This is a genomic window from Allobosea robiniae (assembly GCF_900102525.1).
Taxonomy (GTDB): Bacteria; Pseudomonadota; Alphaproteobacteria; order Rhizobiales; family Beijerinckiaceae; genus Allobosea; species Allobosea robiniae.
Genome location: NZ_FNBZ01000001.1, coordinates 419,624 through 437,985, shown reverse-complemented (window position 1 = coordinate 437,985; position 18,362 = coordinate 419,624). Strand labels below are relative to the sequence as shown.

17 protein-coding genes are annotated in these 18,362 nt (G+C 66.9%); 4 read left to right on the top strand and 13 right to left on the bottom strand.

Annotated elements, in window-relative coordinates; genetic code table 11:
* Positions 1-183: 183 nt before the first annotated feature.
* The 3 genes from BLQ70_RS01910 to BLQ70_RS01900 all read left to right on the top strand — a co-directional run bounded on the left by BLQ70_RS01910 (position 184) and on the right by BLQ70_RS01900 (position 3,663).
* The gene (locus BLQ70_RS01910; RefSeq protein WP_170843282.1) at positions 184-1,065 is read left to right on the top strand and encodes a DMT family transporter; all 882 of its coding nucleotides are present in this window, start codon (positions 184-186) and stop codon (positions 1,063-1,065) included.
* An 80-nt stretch (positions 1,066-1,145) separates the two neighbouring features.
* On the top strand, positions 1,146-2,822 hold the full coding sequence (locus BLQ70_RS01905) for an acyl-CoA dehydrogenase family protein (protein ID WP_091855591.1): 1,677 nt from the start codon (positions 1,146-1,148) through the stop codon (positions 2,820-2,822).
* A gap of 100 nt (positions 2,823-2,922) precedes the next feature.
* Complete coding sequence (locus BLQ70_RS01900) at positions 2,923-3,663, top strand: SIMPL domain-containing protein (protein WP_091855590.1); 741 nt, start codon at positions 2,923-2,925, stop codon at positions 3,661-3,663.
* 10 nt (positions 3,664-3,673) lie between these two features.
* On the opposite strand, the gene BLQ70_RS01895 is transcribed toward BLQ70_RS01900, so the two are convergent.
* From BLQ70_RS01895 to BLQ70_RS01840, 12 genes are all read right to left on the bottom strand, one after another.
* A complete protein-coding gene (locus tag BLQ70_RS01895) occupies positions 3,674-4,579 on the bottom strand; it encodes a hypothetical protein (RefSeq protein WP_091855589.1) in 906 nt (301 codons plus the stop codon).
* On the bottom strand, positions 4,576-5,613 hold the full coding sequence (locus tag BLQ70_RS01890) for an aspartate carbamoyltransferase (protein WP_061964163.1): 1,038 nt from the start codon (positions 5,611-5,613) through the stop codon (positions 4,576-4,578). Before BLQ70_RS01890 ends, BLQ70_RS01895 begins: the two co-directional genes overlap by 4 nt.
* Before the next feature lie 41 nt (positions 5,614-5,654).
* A complete protein-coding gene (locus tag BLQ70_RS01885) occupies positions 5,655-7,598 on the bottom strand; it encodes a putative bifunctional diguanylate cyclase/phosphodiesterase (protein ID WP_091855588.1) in 1,944 nt (647 codons plus the stop codon).
* A gap of 103 nt (positions 7,599-7,701) precedes the next feature.
* Positions 7,702-7,923, bottom strand: a complete 222-nt coding sequence (locus BLQ70_RS01880; protein WP_091855587.1) for a hypothetical protein — start codon at positions 7,921-7,923, stop codon at positions 7,702-7,704.
* A 239-nt stretch (positions 7,924-8,162) separates the two neighbouring features.
* Positions 8,163-9,017, bottom strand: coding sequence for an HTD2 family dehydratase (locus BLQ70_RS01875; protein ID WP_091855586.1), 855 nt, complete (start codon positions 9,015-9,017; stop codon positions 8,163-8,165).
* The gene (locus BLQ70_RS01870) at positions 9,014-10,159 is read right to left on the bottom strand and encodes a CaiB/BaiF CoA transferase family protein (RefSeq protein ID WP_091855585.1); all 1,146 of its coding nucleotides are present in this window, start codon (positions 10,157-10,159) and stop codon (positions 9,014-9,016) included. Before BLQ70_RS01870 ends, BLQ70_RS01875 begins: the two co-directional genes overlap by 4 nt.
* A 209-nt stretch (positions 10,160-10,368) precedes the next feature.
* Positions 10,369-11,493 (bottom strand): zinc-dependent alcohol dehydrogenase family protein, encoded by a 1,125-nt coding sequence (locus BLQ70_RS01865; protein WP_091856136.1) that lies wholly within the window; start codon positions 11,491-11,493, stop codon positions 10,369-10,371.
* 80 nt (positions 11,494-11,573) lie between these two features.
* Entirely contained in the window at positions 11,574-12,311 is a 738-nt protein-coding gene (locus tag BLQ70_RS01860; protein ID WP_091856135.1) for an ABC transporter ATP-binding protein, read from the bottom strand.
* 11 nt (positions 12,312-12,322) lie between these two features.
* Positions 12,323-13,066, bottom strand: a complete 744-nt coding sequence (locus BLQ70_RS01855) for an ABC transporter ATP-binding protein (protein ID WP_091855584.1) — start codon at positions 13,064-13,066, stop codon at positions 12,323-12,325.
* Positions 13,063-14,058 carry a branched-chain amino acid ABC transporter permease gene (locus tag BLQ70_RS01850; RefSeq protein WP_091855583.1) on the bottom strand — a complete coding sequence of 332 codons (996 nt, stop codon included), beginning with the start codon at positions 14,056-14,058 and terminating at the stop codon, positions 13,063-13,065. Before BLQ70_RS01850 ends, BLQ70_RS01855 begins: the two co-directional genes overlap by 4 nt.
* Positions 14,055-14,933 (bottom strand): branched-chain amino acid ABC transporter permease, encoded by an 879-nt coding sequence (locus BLQ70_RS01845; protein WP_091855582.1) that lies wholly within the window; start codon positions 14,931-14,933, stop codon positions 14,055-14,057. The genes BLQ70_RS01850 and BLQ70_RS01845 overlap by 4 nt, the downstream gene beginning before the upstream one ends.
* 123 nt (positions 14,934-15,056) lie before the next feature.
* Complete coding sequence (locus BLQ70_RS01840; protein ID WP_091855581.1) at positions 15,057-16,193, bottom strand: ABC transporter substrate-binding protein; 1,137 nt, start codon at positions 16,191-16,193, stop codon at positions 15,057-15,059.
* 248 nt (positions 16,194-16,441) lie between these two features.
* On the opposite strand from BLQ70_RS01840, the gene BLQ70_RS01835 reads away from it, so the two are divergent.
* Positions 16,442-17,707 carry an alkyl sulfatase dimerization domain-containing protein gene (locus BLQ70_RS01835; protein WP_170843281.1) on the top strand — a complete coding sequence of 422 codons (1,266 nt, stop codon included), beginning with the start codon at positions 16,442-16,444 and terminating at the stop codon, positions 17,705-17,707.
* Positions 17,708-17,720: 13 nt separating this feature from the next.
* On the opposite strand, the gene BLQ70_RS25515 is transcribed toward BLQ70_RS01835, so the two are convergent.
* Entirely contained in the window at positions 17,721-18,242 is a 522-nt protein-coding gene (locus BLQ70_RS25515; RefSeq protein ID WP_170843280.1) for a DUF4142 domain-containing protein, read from the bottom strand.
* Between the last annotated feature and the right edge of the window lie 120 nt (positions 18,243-18,362).

Here is an 18,362-nt window from a genome sequence, read left to right as displayed (position 1 = left end):
AAGGGCGGCGGGCGTAAATCGCTTGTAATACGCAATCGGATTGTCTGTTCCGAGGCTGCGAATTGTCGTCGGTCCGCGATTGAGCCCATCGACGATGGAAGCATGGGGGTGGGGGCGCTTGCGCTCTGTCAGGTGCCGTCGATTGGCGCTAGAGACGGTGAGGTCCAGCGGTTCCGGGTTTCGATGTCCTCGCCTCTCATTCTGCGCGCGATCCCGCTGCTCTTCACCTTCCTCTGGTCCACGGGCTGGGTGGTCGCCGGCTATTCGGCCCGTCATGCCGATGCCCTGACCTTCCTCGTCGTGCGCTTCTCCTGCGCCGCGGCGCTGCTGACGCTGATCGCGCTTGCGACCGGCGCGCCATGGCCGCGCAGCCGCCGCGCCGTCATCGACGTGGCGATCACCGGAATCCTGCTGCACGGCATCTATCTCGCCGGCGTCTGGTGGGCGGTGCGCCATGGCCTGCCTGCCGGCATTTCCGGCCTGATCGCAGGGCTGCAGCCGATCCTGACGGCGCTCTTCGCGCCCGCGCTCGTCGGCGAGCGCATTTCGGGCATCCGCTGGCTCGGCATCGCCTGCGGCTTCCTCGGGATCGCACTGGTGCTGGAGCCGCAGCTCGCCAATGTCGAGCCGGCCGCGCTCTGGGGCATCGCCGTGCCGATGCTGATCAATATCGGCGGCATGTTCGCGGTGACCTTCGGTTCGTTCTACCAGAAGGCGCGGGTCATCTCCGGTGATCTGCGCACGATCACCGCGATCCAGTATGTCGCGGCAGGCCTTGTCGTGCTGCCCTTCGCGGTGGCCTTCGAGCCGATGCGGATCGACTGGAACCTGACCATGCTGCTCGTGCTGGCCTGGTCGGTGATCGTGCTCTCGATCGGCAGTATCTGGCTCTATCTGTTCATGCTCAGGCGCGGCGAGGTCTCGCGCATCGTCACCTTCCTCTATCTCGTTCCGGCGCTTGTCGCGGTCGAGGCGTGGCTGCTCTTCGGGGAGACGCTGACGCCGCTCCAGATTGGCGGCATGGCGGTGACGATCCTCGGCGTCGTGCTCGCCAGCCGGAAGTAGCCGTCTCCCCAAAAAGGAGGGTTTCGGTTTCCAGTGATCTCCCCTTATGCTGCGTCGCAACAAAGGGAGGGTCGAAGACCATGAATGCCAATACGGCCGCAAAGGCTGAGAATCGCGCGAATGCGATCGCGCTGATCGCGGCGGCGCTGCCGGGCTTCGAGACCCTGTTCCAGGAGGCCGTTGCGGCAGTGCGGCAGAAGGTGCTGGTCGATGGCCGCATCTCCTCCGCCCGCCTGGAGGCCGAGCAGCACGCCGCCCACGGGCTGTCCTGGCTCGCGACCTACGTCACGGCCCTGCGCGAACTCAAGGCCTATGGGGAGCGCCTCGAGGCCGAAGGCCGCTACGGTGCCGTCGAGGATTACGCCCTGCGCATCGGCGCTGGCGAATACGCTGCCCAGATCTTCGGCGGCATTCCGATGAGCCAGGGCGAGATCGTCAGGCTGCCGGCACTGGGCCTCTCGCAGAAGGCCATTGCCGCCGCCGGCTCGGCAGCCGTCGATGTCCTGATCGCGGAGGGCAATACGCCTGAGAACCGCGCCCGCTTCGTCGCGCTCTTCAGCCAGGACCAGGGTGCGGCCAGCATCGGCGACACCGGCCTCGACGAGACGCTCGAAGCGATCCGCTCGGAAATGCGCCGCTTCTGCGCCGCCGAGGTCACGCCGCATGCCCATGAATGGCATCTGGAGAACGAATACATCCCGATGCCGGTGGTCGAGAAGATGGCCGAGCTCGGCGTCTTCGGCCTGACCATCCCCGAGGAATTCGGCGGCATGGGCCTGTCGAAGGTCTCGATGTGCGTCGTCTCGGAGGAGCTCTCGCGCGGCTATATCGGCGTCGGCTCGCTCGGCACCCGTTCGGAGATCGCGGCCGAACTGATCCTGTGCGGCGGCACGCTCGCGCAGAAGGAGAAGTGGCTGCCGAAGATCGCTTCCGGCGAGGTCCTGCCGACCGCCGTCTTCACTGAGCCCAATACCGGCTCCGACCTCGCCTCTCTGCGAACCAGGGCGGTGAAGGAGGGCGATGTCTGGAAGGTCCATGGCAACAAGACCTGGATCACCCATCCCGTCCGCGCCGACATCATGACGCTGCTGGTGCGCACCGATCCCACGGAGCCCGGCTACAAGGGCCTCTCGATGCTGATCGCCGAGAAGCCGCGCGGCAGCGATGCCGATCCCTTCCCGGTCGCAGGCCTCACCGGCGGCGAGATCGAGGTGCTCGGCTATCGCGGCATGAAGGAATACGAGCTCGCCTTCGACGGCTTCGAGGTCAAGGGCGAAAACCTGCTCGGCGGCGTGCCGGGCCAGGGCTTCAAGCAATTGATGCAGACCTTCGAGGCGGCCCGCATCCAGACTGCCGCGCGCGCCATCGGCGTGGCGCAGTCGGCCTTCGATCTCGGCTTGCGCTATGCGCAGGAGCGCATCCAGTTCGGCAAGCCGCTGATCGCTTTCCCCCGTGTCGCCGACAAGCTCGCGATGATGGCGGCCGAGATCCTGATCGCCCGCCAGCTCACCTATTTCGCCGCCCGCGAGAAGGATGCCGACCGGCGCTGCGACCTCGAGGCCGGCATGGCCAAGCTGCTCGGCGCCCGCGTCGCCTGGGCAGCCGCCGACAACGCACTCCAGATCCATGGCGGCAACGGCTTCGCGCTGGAATATCCGGTCAGCCGCGTGCTCTGCGACGCCCGCATCCTCAACATCTTCGAGGGCGCGGCCGAGATCCAGGCGCAGGTCATCGCGCGGCGGCTGGTGGAGGAATAGCCGGCGCGGCGGCCTGCCGCGTCGCATCGTGATAATTTCGACAAGATGTCCCGGCTCGGATGCGCGGCCGGCCGATGGAGCCGGCAGATCAGGAGACATCATGTCGAATCGCCTTGCCTTCGCTCTGGCCGGAACCGTGCTCGTCGGCGCCGCCGCGCTGCTCTCCGCTCCCGCGATGGCCCAGCAGAATCCGGCCGGTCAGCAGCCGAGCCCGCGCATCAGCGTGATCGGGGAAGGCGAGGTCGGCGTCGCGCCGGACATGGCGATCCTCAACCTCACCGTCCTGCGCGAGGCCGATACGGCCCGAGCGGCACTCACCGCCAACAACGAGGCGATGAAGCAGGTGCTGGCCGCGCTGAAGGAAGCCGGAATCGCCGAGCGCGATCTCCAGACCGCGGGCCTCAACATCCAGCCGCGCTATACCCAGCCGGGCAAGGACCGCAATGGCGAGCCGAAGATCGCGGGCTACAGCGTCAGCAACGCGGTGACTGTCCGTGTCCGCAATCTCGCGGATGCCGGCGGCATTCTCGACAAGGTGGTGGGGCTCGGCGTCAACCAGGGCGGCGGCATCGCCTTCGTCAAGGACGATATCAAGCCGACGCTCACCGAGGCGCGCAAGCGCGCCGTTGCCGATGCGGTGGCACGCGCCAAGACTTTGGCGGAAGCGGCCGATGTGAAGCTCGGCAAGATCCTGTCGATCGAGGAGCAATCGATCATGCCGCGCCCGATGCCCTATGGCGGTGGCGTGCGCATGGCGGCGAAGGATGCCTCCGTGCCTCTGGAAAGCGGCGAGAGCACCTACCGGACGCAGGTCAACGTGATCTTCGAGATCGCGCCCTGACCTCGCGTTTCTAGGCGCGCCCGGCCTGTTCCGGGCGCAGCTTCGATCCGGGGGCGGCCGGCAAACTGGTGATGACGACGCCGCAGAGGACCCAGAGCCCCGGCAGCAGAAGCTCGGCCGGCGGCAATTCCGCCAGCAGCAGATAGGCGGCGAGCGTGATCAGCGGCACGCGCAGGGTGTCGCCGCTGCAGAGTTGCAGCGGCGTGGCATGGCGGGAGGCGTTGGCGAGCGCGGCCTGCGAGACGAAGCCGCCGACGATCAGCGCGAGCACGGCGCCGCCGATCACGGCAAGCTCGGGCAAGGCGAAGGCCAGCCGGTACGGCTGCGGCGGCGGCGACCACTGCTCCGGCACGAAGAACCAGAGCAGCAGATAAAGCGGCAGCTGGATCGTATGCATCAGCAGCACGATGGACAGCGTGCTGCGCTGTGCCGCCAGCCGTGCCAGCATGAGATTGGTGCTGGTCAGCGCCGCGACGGCGCCGATGGCGATGGCGAGGTCGCGATTGGGGACGGCGTCGAGCCTGAACACCAGCAAGCCGATCCCGGTCGCGAGCACGGCAAGGCCGACGGTTGCACCGGTGCCGGGTCGGCGGCGCAGGACCAGGAAGAGCAATACGCCTGCGAAGAGCGGACCGGTGAACTCGATGGTGGTGACGAGCGCGAGCGGCAGGTGCGCCAGGCTCCAGATCAGCGCGAGCGAGCCGACGAGATGCAGGATGCTGCGGGCGATATCCTCGCGCAGCTTCGGGGGGAGAATGGTGCGACGCTGTTCCGCTCCACCGGCCCAGACGGCCGAGCCTGCGATGGCAAGGCTGCCGATCGAGCGCAAGAGCCCGATCTCGATGACGGTGAGATAGCCCGAGAGCAGCCGGATGGAGAGAGCGATCGCGAGATAGGAGGCGAGATAGGCGCTCATCCACCCGAGGAAGGCCGGAAATCCTCGACCTGCCCCGTCCAGGGAATGCCCAGCAACATGCGCTCCAGGATGGCCATTCGCATCGGCACGGAGAGCTGGACCTGGCGGAAATAGCCTGCGTTCGGGAGGCTGTCGCATGAGGTGTCGAGCTCCGAGAAGCGCGGAAGAGGGTTGAGGATCAGTGTGTCCGAACGGGCATCCAGGACCTTGCGGGCGGTCAGTGTGAAGGGCTCGCTCTCTTTTTCCTTGTCGACGGCTTCATTGCCGAGGGAGGCGTGGGCGAATTTGCTCATGTCCTGCATCTGGATGCTGAGCACGTCATGGTCGAGCGTATGGCGGATGTCGTGGACGAGCCCGACCTGCGTGCCGAGATCGGCGAGCACGGTCATCGCCTCGCGCATCGCCGGGTTGAGCGGCGTATCCGGCAGGCAGCACAGCGTGAAGCGCTTCGGCGGGGAAAGGCGCAGCATCTTCACGAAGGAGATCGCGAAGCGGGCGCGTGAATCGCTCGACAGGGCGATGCTGAGATTCTCGATCGCGCCGCGCATCTGTCGGATCGCGAAGATGTCGACCAGAGCCTGGGTCGGGTGCTCGTCGGCGCCGTTGCCGGCATTGATGACCGGCAGATAGCTCAGCCGCCCGACGCGGTAGGGCATGTCCTCCATATGCGAGCGCACGATCAGCACGTCGCTGTAGAGCTCGACCGTATGGATATGGTCCTCGATCGATTCGCCGGTATCGGTGCCCATGCGGCTGCGGTCGGTATCATAGGCGTCGATCGACTGGTGGCCGAGCCGGGCGGCCGCGGTCTGGAAGCCGAGGCGGGTGCGGGTGCTGCGCTGGTCGAACAGGGTGGCGATCACCTTCGGCCGGCGGCGCGGGGCGGGCGGCTGCTCGGGCAGGGGCAGGCCGGCTTTTTCCAGCTCTTCTTCGTGGAGATGCCGCTCGGCGCGCGCGATGATGTCGTCGAGATCGAAGCGCGAGACGGCATCGGCGCTCAGCAGATCCTTCCCGCTCGGATAGTTCGGGCGCATCAGGGCCTCCGGCTCGCGCGATCGTCTGCGTCCGGGGCGCGTCAGGCAACCTGACTGAAGCGGCCCGGCTTGCGCGAGCCGGAACGCGAGCGCGTCGACCCCATTCGCCCCGTCGCCACACGATCGCCGATCATGGGCAGCAAATCCTCCGCTGTCATCGGCTGGGCGAAGATATAGCCCTGAATGCCGTGGACGGCGTGCTTTTCGATGACGGTGAGTTGCTCCTGCGTTTCCACGCCCTCGACGATGAGGCGCAGCTTCAGGTCATGCGCGAGTTGGGCGATTGCGTTCATCAGCGAATCCGCCTTGCGCGAGGTCCCGAGTTCCTGGGTAAAGGCCTGGTCGATCTTGATCGTGTCGATCGGCAGATGTGCGAGATAGCTGAGCGAGGAGTAGCCCGTGCCGAAATCGTCGAGCGCGATCCGCACGCCGAGCGCGCGCAGCGCGACGAGGCGCGAGACGACATGGTCGGGATCGTCGATCAGCGAGCTTTCGGTGATCTCGATCGTCAGCCGGTGAGGTTCGATGCCGCTCATCCGCAGGAGCGCCTCGACGACGCCAACGATGTCGTGGCCATGGTCGAACTGGCGGGCCGAGACGTTGACGCTGACGCCGACGCTGCGCGGCCAGGACAAGGCTGACCGGATCGCCTCGCCGAGCACCCAGGAGCCCAGCACGGTGATCAGCCCGGTCCGCTCGGCCAGCGGGATGAAGACCGCGGGGCTGATCATGCCGCGCCGTGGATGCTGCCAGCGCAGCAGCGCCTCGGCCATGGTCGCGGTGCCGGAGCGAGGGTTGTAGATCGGCTGGAAATGCAGCTCGAACTCGCCGCGGCGAATGGCGTCGCGCAGTTCCGTTTCGAGCGCCACGCCGTCTTCATGCTCATTGCGGATCGCATCGGTATACATGACGAAGCGGTTCCTCCCGTCGAGCTTGGCCCGATAGAGGGCGATGTCGACGCATTTCAGGGCCTCGTCGATCGAGGCGGCACAGCCGGCCGGCGCGATGCCCATGCTGGCTGTGGCGGTGACGTGGCGTCCGCCGATGACGCGCTGGCTGGCGAGCATCATGACGAGGCGGGCCGCCAGCGCGCTGGCACCCTCGGCATCGCGCGTGGTGGCGACCATGAATTCGTCACCGCCGGTGCGGGCGGCGATGTCGCCGACGCCGAGCTCGGCGAGCAGCGTTTCGCTGAAGCCCTGCAGCAGCGCATCGCCGATATCGTGGCCGAGGCTGTCATTGATGCTCTTGAAGCGGTCGATATCGATCGAGATCAGGGTCACCGGGCGGCCGGAAGCGGCCATCTGCCGGATCTCGCGCATGAAGCCGCGGCGATTGTAGAGGCTGGTGATCGTGTCGTTGACGGCCAGATGCTCGAGCTCGCGCATGGTGCGCAGCCGGGCGAGGAAGATCCGGTGGATCACCTGCGCACTCGAAAAGGTCAGGACGGCCGTGAGCGCGACTGAAAGCCCGATCACCAGATAAGCGGGGTCCCGCGTCCACAGCAAGGCGAACGTAAAAGGCGTGGCCGCCGCCAGCACCTGCACGCGGGTGATCACCGGCCGCGAGCTGTTGCGCCCGGAAATGCCGGCGAGATAGCCGATCGTCTGGGCGATCGCCAGCGCCGCGACGGGCTCGTAGGTATAGCGCAGAATGGCATAGCAGCCGAAGGCCGAGATCAGAGCGGCGGTCGACCAGGCGCCGGCCATGGCAAGGTTTTCGAGCGTGCCGATCTGGCGTTCCGTCGATGTCGCGAGGTGGATGCCCGTGTAGTAGCGGTGCGACAGGTAGCGGAACACGCCGATCGCGACCATCGCTGCCGCCATCAAGTGGAAGACGACATCGCCACCGGTCAGTAACGCGCTCGCGGCCATCACGGCCGCGACCGTGACGGTGCCGATGAAAATCGTGCCCGGCGTGGCATAAAGCGCTGCCACCAGTTCCGATTTCATGGCGAGATCGTTTTCGTGAACGTCGACGATCATCAGGCGTCCCGTCGCTGTGTCTGCTTTTTGGCCGGCGTAGGTGCTATTCTCGCTAAAAATCTATTAAAGAACTGTATGTCGCTTCGGAGGTTTCGCCGACAAATTATAATTCTACGCCGATATAGCGCGGCCGGCTGCGCAGACGGTACTTGGCGAAATCTTCAAACCCGCCTCTGGTCGGCTCCGCCTTCAGGCCTGCGGGCCATTTTCCGGCGCCGTGGGCGAGGTCGAGGATGCGGTGCGCTTCCGGCGCGACGCGCTGGCCATCGGCGCCGTAGCGCGAGGTTTGCGTGACATCGATCCGATAGGTCACGCCGTCGATCACGGCGAAATCGCATGCGGGGCAGGCTGGGCTGATCAGCGGCTGCTCGCTTCACTCAGCGCGGGCGATGCGGTTGAAGATGCCGGCAACGCGACCAGATATTCCCTTACGTCAGAATTGCTGACTTTCACGATCTGCACCGTATTCGGGTACAGGCAGGTGTCGGCGATACTCTTCAGCGCCGGCGGGCCAGCGGGGTTGACGATTCCGGCCTTGAGCGTCCTGCGGCGGTTGAGACGCTGTCACGCCGGGCGGTGGAAGCCTTCCATGCGCACCCGCCCGTCCGCGCCCTCGGTCCAGCCCCGGACGCTGCCATCCGCCTGCCGCTTCGCCTTCACCCGGAAGGTGCCGCCCGCGACGAGCGGGCTCAGGCCCCGGTAGTCGAGCCGGATCGGTGCGCCTCCGGTCAATGTCGCCAGGATGTTGGCGATCAGCGTCGCCTGGATCGGCCCGTGCACGACCAGCCCGGCATATCCTTCCGTCCCGGTCGCATAGGGGAAATCGTAGTGGATGCGATGGCCGTTGAAGGTCAGCGCCGAGTAGCGGAACAGCAGCAGCGGGCTGGCCTCGACCTCCCAGGTGAGGTCGGCAGGCTCGCCCTCGGCGGCGGGGCCCGGGGCGCCGGCAGCGGAAGCGCCCGGCTCCGCCGCCTCGCGATAGACGATGTCGTGCCGCTCGCGCAGCGCCACGCCGCGCTCGGTCGCGTATTCATGATGGACGGCGACGAAGCAGAGCGGGCCGCTGCGACCTTCCTTGTAGGCGATGTCGCCGATGCGGGAATGCCTGATGACGCGGTCGCCCTCGCGCAGCGGCGACAGGGTTTCGATCCGCCCGCCGGCCCACATCCGCCGAGGCAACGGCACCGGCGGCAGGAACTCGCCCTTGGCGGCATGCCCATCGGGTCCGCAGGCGCCGATATCCGAGATCGGCGGCGCCAGGCACCAGTGCAGCGCCAGCGGCGCCTCGCCGGGATGGTGAGGGGCGAGATGGCGGCCGAAGGTGGCGGCGAAGCTCTGCACCAGCCGCGGCGTGACGATGTCCTGCGCTTCCTCTGTCCTGCCGGTCCAGGCTGCGAGCTTGGCGATGTCGATGCTCATGAGGGGCTTTCCTCTGTCTGGCGGGCGAATTCGGCGCGCAGTGCCGCGTCGTGTTGGCCCAGCGCCGGAACCGGCCGCATTGCGACGCGCTTGCCATCGACGATAGCGGATGGCGCCAGCACCTCGACGGGGCCGTTCGGTGTCGGGACGGGCAGGGCGGTCGCCGCCGGATGGTCGATCAGTCCGCCCACGGTGGACACCGTGCCATAGGCGATGGCATGGCGATCCAGCGCGGCGGCGATATCGGCAAAGCGCCGCCGGCCAAGGAGCACCTGCACCTCGCCATCGAGGGTCGCGCGCTCCTTCACCCGCAGCACATTGGAGGCGAAGCGGGGATCGGCTGCGAGCTCGGGGCTTTCGAGCACGTCGCGGGCGAAGACCTGCCATTCCCGTTCGCTCTGGATCGAGACGAGAACCTCGCCGTCAGCGAGCGAGAACACGCCATAGGGCGCGATCGAGGGATGGGAGAGCCCGACCCGCGCCGGCTCGATGCCGCCATAGCGGCGGGTGAGATAGGGCACGTTCATCAAGTCGGCGAGCGTGTCGAACAGCGAGAGCGCGATCGCCGAGCCCTCGCCGGTGCGCGCCCGCTTCAGCAGCGCTTCGAGGATCGCGGCATAGGCCGCCTGTCCCGTGGCGATGTCGGCGATCGAGACGCCGATGCGCGACGGACCGGATTCGGCCGTGCCGGTGATGGCGGAGAGGCCCGATTCCGCCTGGATCAGCAGGTCATAGGCCTTGCGCCGCTCATGCGGCGTGCCCGGCGCATAGCCGGAGATGTCGCAGGTGATCAGCCGCGGATGGCGTTGCCGAAGCGTCCCGCTGCCGAGCCCGAGCCGGTCAGCCGCACCGGGCGCCAGATTCTGGATGAAGATGTCGGCCGACGCGATCATCGCCTCAACCAGCGCGAGGTCGTCAGGCTGTCGCAGGTCTACCCGGCAGGATTCCTTGCCTCGGTTGATCCAGACGAAATAGGAGGACTGCCCCTTGGCGAAGCCGTCATAGCCGCGCGCGAAATCGCCTTCCGGCCGCTCCAGCTTGATCACGCGTGCGCCGGCATCGGCGAGCTTGCAGCTCGCGACCGGCGCGGCCACCGCCTGCTCCAGCGCGACCACGACGATTCCTTCGAGCGCATTCGACATTGGCATCCCCTGGGCAGAGTGGAGAGGAAGAGCGCCCCGGTGACTGCAAGTCAAATGGGGCGGTTGGTTGGTGCGGGATGTGGCGTCTCGACAGATGGGAGCGCGGCGCCCGCGAGGCCGGCGCAACTTGAATCAACATGTCACGAACAGGCGCTATGTCTCTGATGGAATGCTGAAAGAGCCGCTGCCCAAGCTTGGCTTTGCCCGCCTCACATCCTGACGATATGCCGGATCGTGCGGCCCTCGTTCAGTGCGTCAAAGCCCTCGTTGATCTCGTCGAGGCTGCCGGAGCTGGTCCAGAGCTTGTCCACCGCCAGTCGCCCGCGCTGGTAGAGCTCGACGAAGCGCGGGATGTCGCGCGAGGGCACGCAGGAGCCGACATAGGAGCCCTTCAGCGTCCGCTCCTCGGCGACCAGCCTGACCGGCGAGAGCGACAGCGTATGGGCGGGGTTGGCGAGGCCGGCGGTGGTCGTCGTGCCGCCGCGCCGCGTGATCTGGTAGGCGAGGTCGAGCGCCCTGACCGAGCCGGCCATCTCCAGCCCGTGATCGACGCCGCCCTTGGTTGCCTGTTTGATCGCTTCGATGACATCCGGCGTGTCGGCCTTGAAGGCGTCGGTCGCGCCGAGCGCCATTGCGAGGTCGAGCTTGTCCTGCGCGAGATCGACGGCGATGACACGCGAGGCGCCGCAGGCGATGGCACCGAGCAGGGCCGAAAGCCCGACGCCGCCGAGCCCGACCACTGCCACCGTCTCGCCCGCTTTGATCCGCGCCGTGTTCACGGCGGCACCGACGCCGGTCAGCACGGCGCAGCCGAACAGGGCCGCGATCTCATGTGGGATATCGGCCTCGATCCTGACCAGCGAGCGGCGAGAGATCACCGCATGCTCGGCGAAAGCGGAAACGCCGATATGGTGATGCACCGGCTGGCCATCGACCGAGAGCCGGCGCCCGCCACCGAGCATCTCGCCACGGCCATTGGCGGCATTGCCGGGCTCGCACAGGGCAGGGCGTCCCTCGGCGCAGGGTGCGCAATGCCCGCAGGACGGCACGAACACCATCACCACCCGGTCGCCGGGCTTCAGGTCATCGACGCCCTCGCCGGTCTCGACGACCTCGCCGGCGGCCTCATGGCCGAGCACCATCGGCACCGGGCGCGGGCGGTTGCCGTCGATCACCGAGAGGTCGGAATGGCAAAGACCAGCGGCGCGGATGCGAACCAGAACCTCATCGCGCCCGGGCGGGGCGAGGTCGAGCTCCTCGATCCGCAATGGGCGGCTCTGCGCATAGGGCGCCGCAACCGGGCTCGCGTTCAGGACGGCGGCGCGAATCTTCATGGGGCGTCGGGCTCCGGTCTCGATATTCGTCGCCATCCCGACAGGAGAGGGCGCCGCTGTCAAAGCCTCAGGGCTAGCCTTCAGGCCGCGTCGGTCAATGTGCCGCCGAGGAAGAGCTGGCCGATGCGCGGATCGGCGAGGATCTCCGCCGCCGGCCCCTGCATGCGCGTGCGGCCGAGTTCGAGCACCAGACCCTCGTCGGAAATCTCCAGCGCCGAGCGGGCGTTCTGCTCGACCATCAGGATCGAGACGCCCTTGGCGCGAAGGTCTTTCAGGATGCCGAATGTCTCCTGCACCATCAGCGGAGAAAGGCCGATCGAGGGTTCGTCGATCAGCACCAACTTGGGGTCGAGCAGCAGGCCGCGCACGATTTCGAGCTGCTTCTGCTCGCCGCCTGACAGCGTCGAAGCCTGCTGGCCGGCCTTGGCGCGAAGCGCCGGGAAGCGATCGAGCGCCGCTTCCAGCCGTTGCGGCATGTCGGTGATCGCAGAGCCCGCGGCGACCGTGCCGAGCTCGATATTGTGGCGCACCGAGAGTTCGGGGAAGATGTTGCGCCCCTGCGGGACATAGCAGATGCCGGCTTCGAGCAGCTTGCGCTGGCTCCAGCCGGTGATGTCGCGACCGTCGAAGCGGATGCGGCCCTCGCGCAGCTTGATGAGGCCGAAGATCGCCTTGAACACGGTCGATTTGCCGGCGCCGTTCGGCCCGATGACGGTGGTGATGGCGCCGCGCTTCACCGCGAAAGAGGTGCCGTTCAGGATGGTCATGGCGCCATAGCCGCCGACCACGCTGTCGAGTTCGAGGATGGGGGTGTTCATCACCATGCTCCTCAATGTCCCAGATAGGCTTCGATCACGGCCGGGTTGGCGCGGACCTCGGCCGGCGTGCCCTCGGCCAGAACCTTGCCCTCGGCCAGCACGATCACGCGCGTGCAGAGCGACATCACGAAATCCATGTTGTGCTCGATCACCACGAAGGTCGCGCCCTGCTCGGCATTGATGGCGCGCAGCCGCTCCTTGAGATCGCCGAGCATGGTCAGGTTGACGCCGCCGGCCGGCTCGTCGAGCAGCACCAGGCGCGGGCCGGCCATGAAGGCCATCGCCGCGTCGAGCAGCTTCTGCTGGCCGTAGGAGAGGCCGCCCGCCTTGGCATCCGCGAGATGGCCGAGCTTGAAGAAGCCGATCATCTGCTCGGCCTTCTCCGATAGGCCTGCATCGCGCGCGCCGAACAGGCGGCCGAGCATCGAGCCCTGATGCTCCTGGCCAGCGAGGATCAGATTCTCGCGTACCGAGAGTTCCGGGAAGACCTGCAGCAGCTGGAAGGTGCGGCTGACGCCGAGCCGGTTGAGCGCGGACGGGCGCATGTTGGTGACATCGCGTCCGTCGAGCTTCACCGCCCCTCGCGTCGGTTCAAGCTGGCCGAGGATGCAGTTGAACAGGGTCGACTTGCCGCAACCGTTCGGCCCGATGATGCCGAGGATTTCGCCTTCCTTCACCGAGAAGGAGACGCCGTTCACGGCCTTGATGCCGCCGAAGGCCTTGTGCAGGTCGTGGACTTCGAGGACCGGGCTCATCGCGCGCCTCCGGTCTTGCGGCGGAGCGCGTTCCAGCCGCGTTCGATCAGGCCGCTGACGCCTTGCGGGCAGATGACGAGCAGCGCAAGCACGATTGCGGCGAAGATGATCAGGTAGAGCGAGCCGGCGAAGCGCAGCCATTCCGGCAGCACGACGCCGAGTAGCGCACCGACGAAGGGGCCGAAGAGATAGCCGGCCCCGCCCGCCACGACCATCAGCAACAGGAACAGGCTCTGCGACAGCGAGAAGGGCGATGGGTCGATGAACTCGACCAATGGCGCATAAAGCGCGCCCGCGAAGCCGCCATAGGCCGAGCCGATGGCGAAGGCGAGCAGCGTGTAGGCGCGGGTGTCGATGCCGAGGCTCGCGGCTCGGACCGGGTTCTCGCGGAGCGCCGTGAAGGCGCGGCCCCAGGGCGAACGGATCAGCCACCACAGCTTGAGCGACAGGATCAACGTGACCACGACGACGAAGCGGTGGAATTCCAGCGCGCCGAACAGCTTGATGCCGAAGAAATCAGGTCGGTTGATGTTGGAGATGCCGAAGACGCCACCGGTGAGCCATTGCTCGTTGCGCAGCACCAGCCAGATCAGTGTCGAGAAGGCGAGCGTGACGAAGGCGAGGTAATGCGTGCGGACACGCAGTGCCGGGAAGCCGAGCAGCAGGCCGACCGCGAAGGTCAGCAGGCCCGAGAGCGCGAAGGCGGCATACCAGCTCACCCCGTATTTCGTGGTCAGGATCGCGGTCGCATAGGCGCCGAGCCCCATGAAGGCGGCCTGTGCCAGCGAGGTCTGGCCGGCATAGCCCAGCGTCAGGTTGAGACCCATCACGCCGATGCTCATGACGAGCCAGAGCGAGAGCACATAGGTGCCGTAGCGACCCATCCCGACCGGCGCGAACCAGAGGATGATGGCGCCGAGGATGAGGCCGATCAGCGCGGCGTCGATCCGGCGGGCCGGGGCTGCGGAATTCTGGGCGGCGGGGGCGCTCATACGCGGCGCTCCTCCTTGCGGCCCATCAGCCCTTCCGGCTTGATCAGGATGATCGCGACGAGCAGCACGAGCGGCACCGCCAGCCGGTATTGCGACGAGACATAGGCGGCGGCGAGCGAATCCGCGACGCCGATCAGCAAGCCGCCGACCAGCGCGCCGCGCACCTGATTGAAGCCGCCGACGATGGCGGCGATGAAGGCGAAGAGGCCGATCGTCTCGCCGTTCGAGAACTTCGCCAGATAGATCGGGGAGATCAGGAGCGAGGCGACGACCGCGAGCGCAGCATTGAGCAGGAAGGTGAGCAGCACCATCCGCTCGACGGGGATGCCGAGGATACGCGCCACCGTCGGGTTCTGCGCCGTCGCCTGCATCTGCCGGCCGAGCCGCGTGCCGCCGACGAACCATTGCAGCAGGCCGATCGCGGCGAAGGCGACGACGATGATCGCGAGATGCTGCAGCGAGATCGATACGCCGAGCAGGTTGATCATGTCGGTCGGCACCAGCGAGGGGAAGCTTTGCGCCTCGGCCGAGAAGCCGTCCTTGGCGCCTTCCTTCATCACGATCGACAGCGCCATGGTGGCGATGGCGAGCGGCAGCACGCCATGCTTGATCATCGGGTCGACGACCACGAGCTTGAAGCCCGCGCCGAAGATCAGCAGGAAGACCGCGATACCGAGCAATCCACCGGCCCAGAGCGGCAGGCCCAGGAGCTTGACCGCGAGCAGGATCAGCACGGCCGGCAGCATGACGAACTCGCCCTGGGCGAAATTGATCGTCTGCGATGTCTGCCAGACCAGCGTGAAGCCGATCGCGGCGAGCGCGTAGATCGCGCCCGTGGCGATGCCGGCAATGAGATAGGCGATGAATTCGGCCATGGCTGATCTTGTGTGGTGCAGGAAGCGTCATGGCCGGGCTTGACCCGGCCATCTCGGAAACCAGCTTCTCGTCCTGAGATTCCCGGGTCGACGCTACGCGCCGCCCGGGAATGACGGTTTAGCTTACGGCTTGATCCGCGGCAGGGTGGTGTTGATCACCTGTTTGCCGTTGACCACCTCGGCCAGGAAGCTCTCGCGGTCGAGATCGCCGTTCTGCTCGATCACGGTGTCGATCAGGATGCCCGGCTCCTCGCTCGCCTTGATCGTCGCGCCGCGCAGCGTGTCGGCGAGGCCCTTCTTGTCGAGCTTCTTCTGCTTCTCGGTCGCCCATTTCACCATGAACACGGCCATGTATCCCTTCACGCCGTTATGGTCGGAGGCGAAGCCGTACTTTTCGCGGTAGCGCTTGCCGAATTCCTGCAACGCCGGGATCGGCGCGTCGGTCGAAAGGCCGACATGGCCCTTGGCGCCGTTGGCGGCGTCGCCGGCCAGCTCCAGTACCTTGGCGCCGAGCAGGGTGGTCTCGCCGATCATCGGCTTGGCGATGCCCTGCTGCTTGGCGGCGCGTAGGAAGCGGGCGCTCTCCTCTTCGTTCAGATAGACGAAGACGGCGTCGGCATTGGCGTTCTTCACCTTGATCGCATCGGCGGTGAAATCGGCCTGGCCCTGCTCGGTCGCGACGTCGACGGCGACCTTGATGCCGGCCTTCTCGAGTTCGGGCAGGATGGCATCGCGGCCGCCCTTGCCGAAGTCGTTATTGACCCAGACCACGGCGATCGAGCCGGCCTTGACGGTGTCCTTCAGGTACTTGGCGATCTTCGGCATCGCCGCCGTCTGGCTGAGCGAGGTGCGGAAGATGTAAGGATTGCCCTGCTTGGTGAAGCCGGCCGCCTCGCCGCCGACGATCTGGGCGATCTCGGCACGCTGCGAGATCTGCATGGAGGCGCCGATCGGTCCGGAGAAGATCGGGCCGAGAATGGCATAGGCGCCCTCGTCGATGCCGCGCTGCACGGCGGCGCGGGTGTTCCCCGGATTGGTCTGCGTGTCGTAATGCACGATCTCGACGGGCTTGCCGAGGATGCCGCCCTTGGCGTTGATGTCGGCGGCGGCCATGTCGGCGCCGTTCTTCCAGTTGGTCCCGGCGGCGGCGCCCGCACCCGACAATTCGATGACGTCGACCAGCTTGACCTTGTCCTGTGCCTGCACGGGCAGGCTGAGGGTGGCGCCGAGCGCGGCAGCCATGACCCAAAGCGATTTCATGTTCCTGTTTCCTCCCGGACGTGTCTTGTCGCATGCGCGGTCTTGATGCCGCGGGCGCTCGTCGGCTTTTTGCGCGGCTTTGGGGCGTGATGTCCAGAGGCGTCGAGGCCGGGCGGCGCCGAGGCTTTCGCTTTGCCGGGGATGGCGCTGGAACGGCCGCTGACGCGGGCTGTCAGCATGCGGCCGGATCGGCCTGCCGCGACGGGCCGATGGTGCTAGACAGGAGGAGCCTAGCCGGAGGACCCCGCATGAAACAGGACCCGTTGTTCGAACGCCTCTGGGATGGCACCGCCGCGATGGAGGAATGGACCGCCGCAGTCTCGCATGGCGCGATCACCCAGGTGGACGACAACATCATCACCGTTCACACGACCTATTTCTGCGGCAGCGTGACGGCGATCCGCACGGCGGAAGGCCTTGTGCTGATCGACACGGCCAAGCCCGACACCGCCAAGCAGACGCTCGACGTCATCCGCTCCTGGGACGATGCTCCGATCCACACGGTGATCTTCACGCATGGCCATATCGACCATACCAGCGGCATCAAGCTGATCGACGAGGAAGCCGAGCGCCGGGGCGTTCCACGTCCGCGCATCGTCGCCCATCGCAATGTCGCCCGGCGCATGCAGCGCTATGTCGACACGCACGGCTTCAACAGCTTCGTCCAGGGCCAGCAATTCAACATGCCCGGCTATGTCTATCCGATCGGCCAGCGCCGCCCGGACGCGGTCTATGACGATACGTTGTCGCTCTCGATCGGCGGGGAGAAGCTCGAACTCTTCCATGGCCGCGGCGAGACCGATGACGCGACCTTCGTCTGGTTGCCCGAGCGGCGCGTGTTGGCGAGCGGCGATTTCGTGATCTGGGTGTTCCCCAATGCCGGCAACCCCCGCAAAGTCCAGCGTTACGCCGCCGAATGGGCACAGGCGCTCCGGCGGATGGAAGCGCTCAAGCCGGAAACGCTGATCCCCGGCCACGGACCCGTCGTCTTCCGCGCGGAACGGGTGTCGCGGATGCTGAGCGACGGCGCTGAGGCGCTGGAGCATCTTGTCGGCGAGACGCTGGCGCTGATGAATGCGGGAGCGACGCTCGAAGACGTGCTGAGCAAGGTCAAGGTGCCCGCGAACTACCTCGCAAAGCCCTATCTCCTGCCGAAATACGACGATCCCGAATTCCTCGTCCGCAGCATCTACCATCTCAACGCCGGCTGGTTTGACGGCAACGCCGCCCATCTGAAGCCCGCCCGCACAGCCGAGTTGGCTGCTGAACTCGCTGATCTCGCCGGTGGCGCCCGCAAGCTGGCCGAGCGTGCCGAGACTCTGGCGGGGCAGGGGCAGAGCCGGCTCGCCGTGGCCCTGGCGGAACTCGCGGCGGCGGCCGCACCGGGCGATCCGCAGCTCCAGGCGATCCGCGCCGCGACGTTGCGCAAGCTGATCGACAGCGAATCCTCGCTGATGGGCAAGGCCTTCCTTGCCGTCTACGAGCGCGAGGCGGAAGGGCGCTCGAAGGGCTGAGGGCGGATTTTGTTTATGGCGTGACCGCCAGTTCCTGCGACTTCCGGTCGAGCGCGCGGAACACAGGCAGCGACTGCGCTGCAAAGCTCTTCAGCTCGGCGTCGTCCCCTTCGTTGGCGTAGCGCTCCATCATCCGCGCGGCTTCGCGATGCGTGCTGCGCTGGGCTTCGACATAGGCCTTGTCGAAGGCGGCGCCCTGCTTGTCGGTGAGGTCGCGCAGGAGGTCGAGATGGCGCCCGTCCGGCCGGTCGGGCAGGGCGATATCCGAACGCTTGGCGATGATGCGGCGCAGGCCGCTCGTCACCGCGCCCTGTTCGCTGGCGAGAGCGTGCGCGAAATCCTTGATCGCGGGCGAACTGCTCTTGTGCAGCGCCAGTGTCGCCGATTCCATGCCGAACATCTGGGCGATCGCGGTCTGGCGCACGAATTCCGCGGCCGGAACGGCGGACTGCGCTGTGGCGGCGGAGCCGAGCAGAACGAGGCCGGCGACCCCCTGCAAAAGCGTCCGCCGGGTACGAAGGATCATCTGGGTCATGTTCGGGGAACCGAAAAGCCGCCCGGAGGTTCCATGGCGCCGAAGCCGGGCACCGGTGCATCGCCTCGCCTTGTCGCGCCCGGCCGGCTGCGATAGCAGGACGTGACGCGCTTGCCCGTC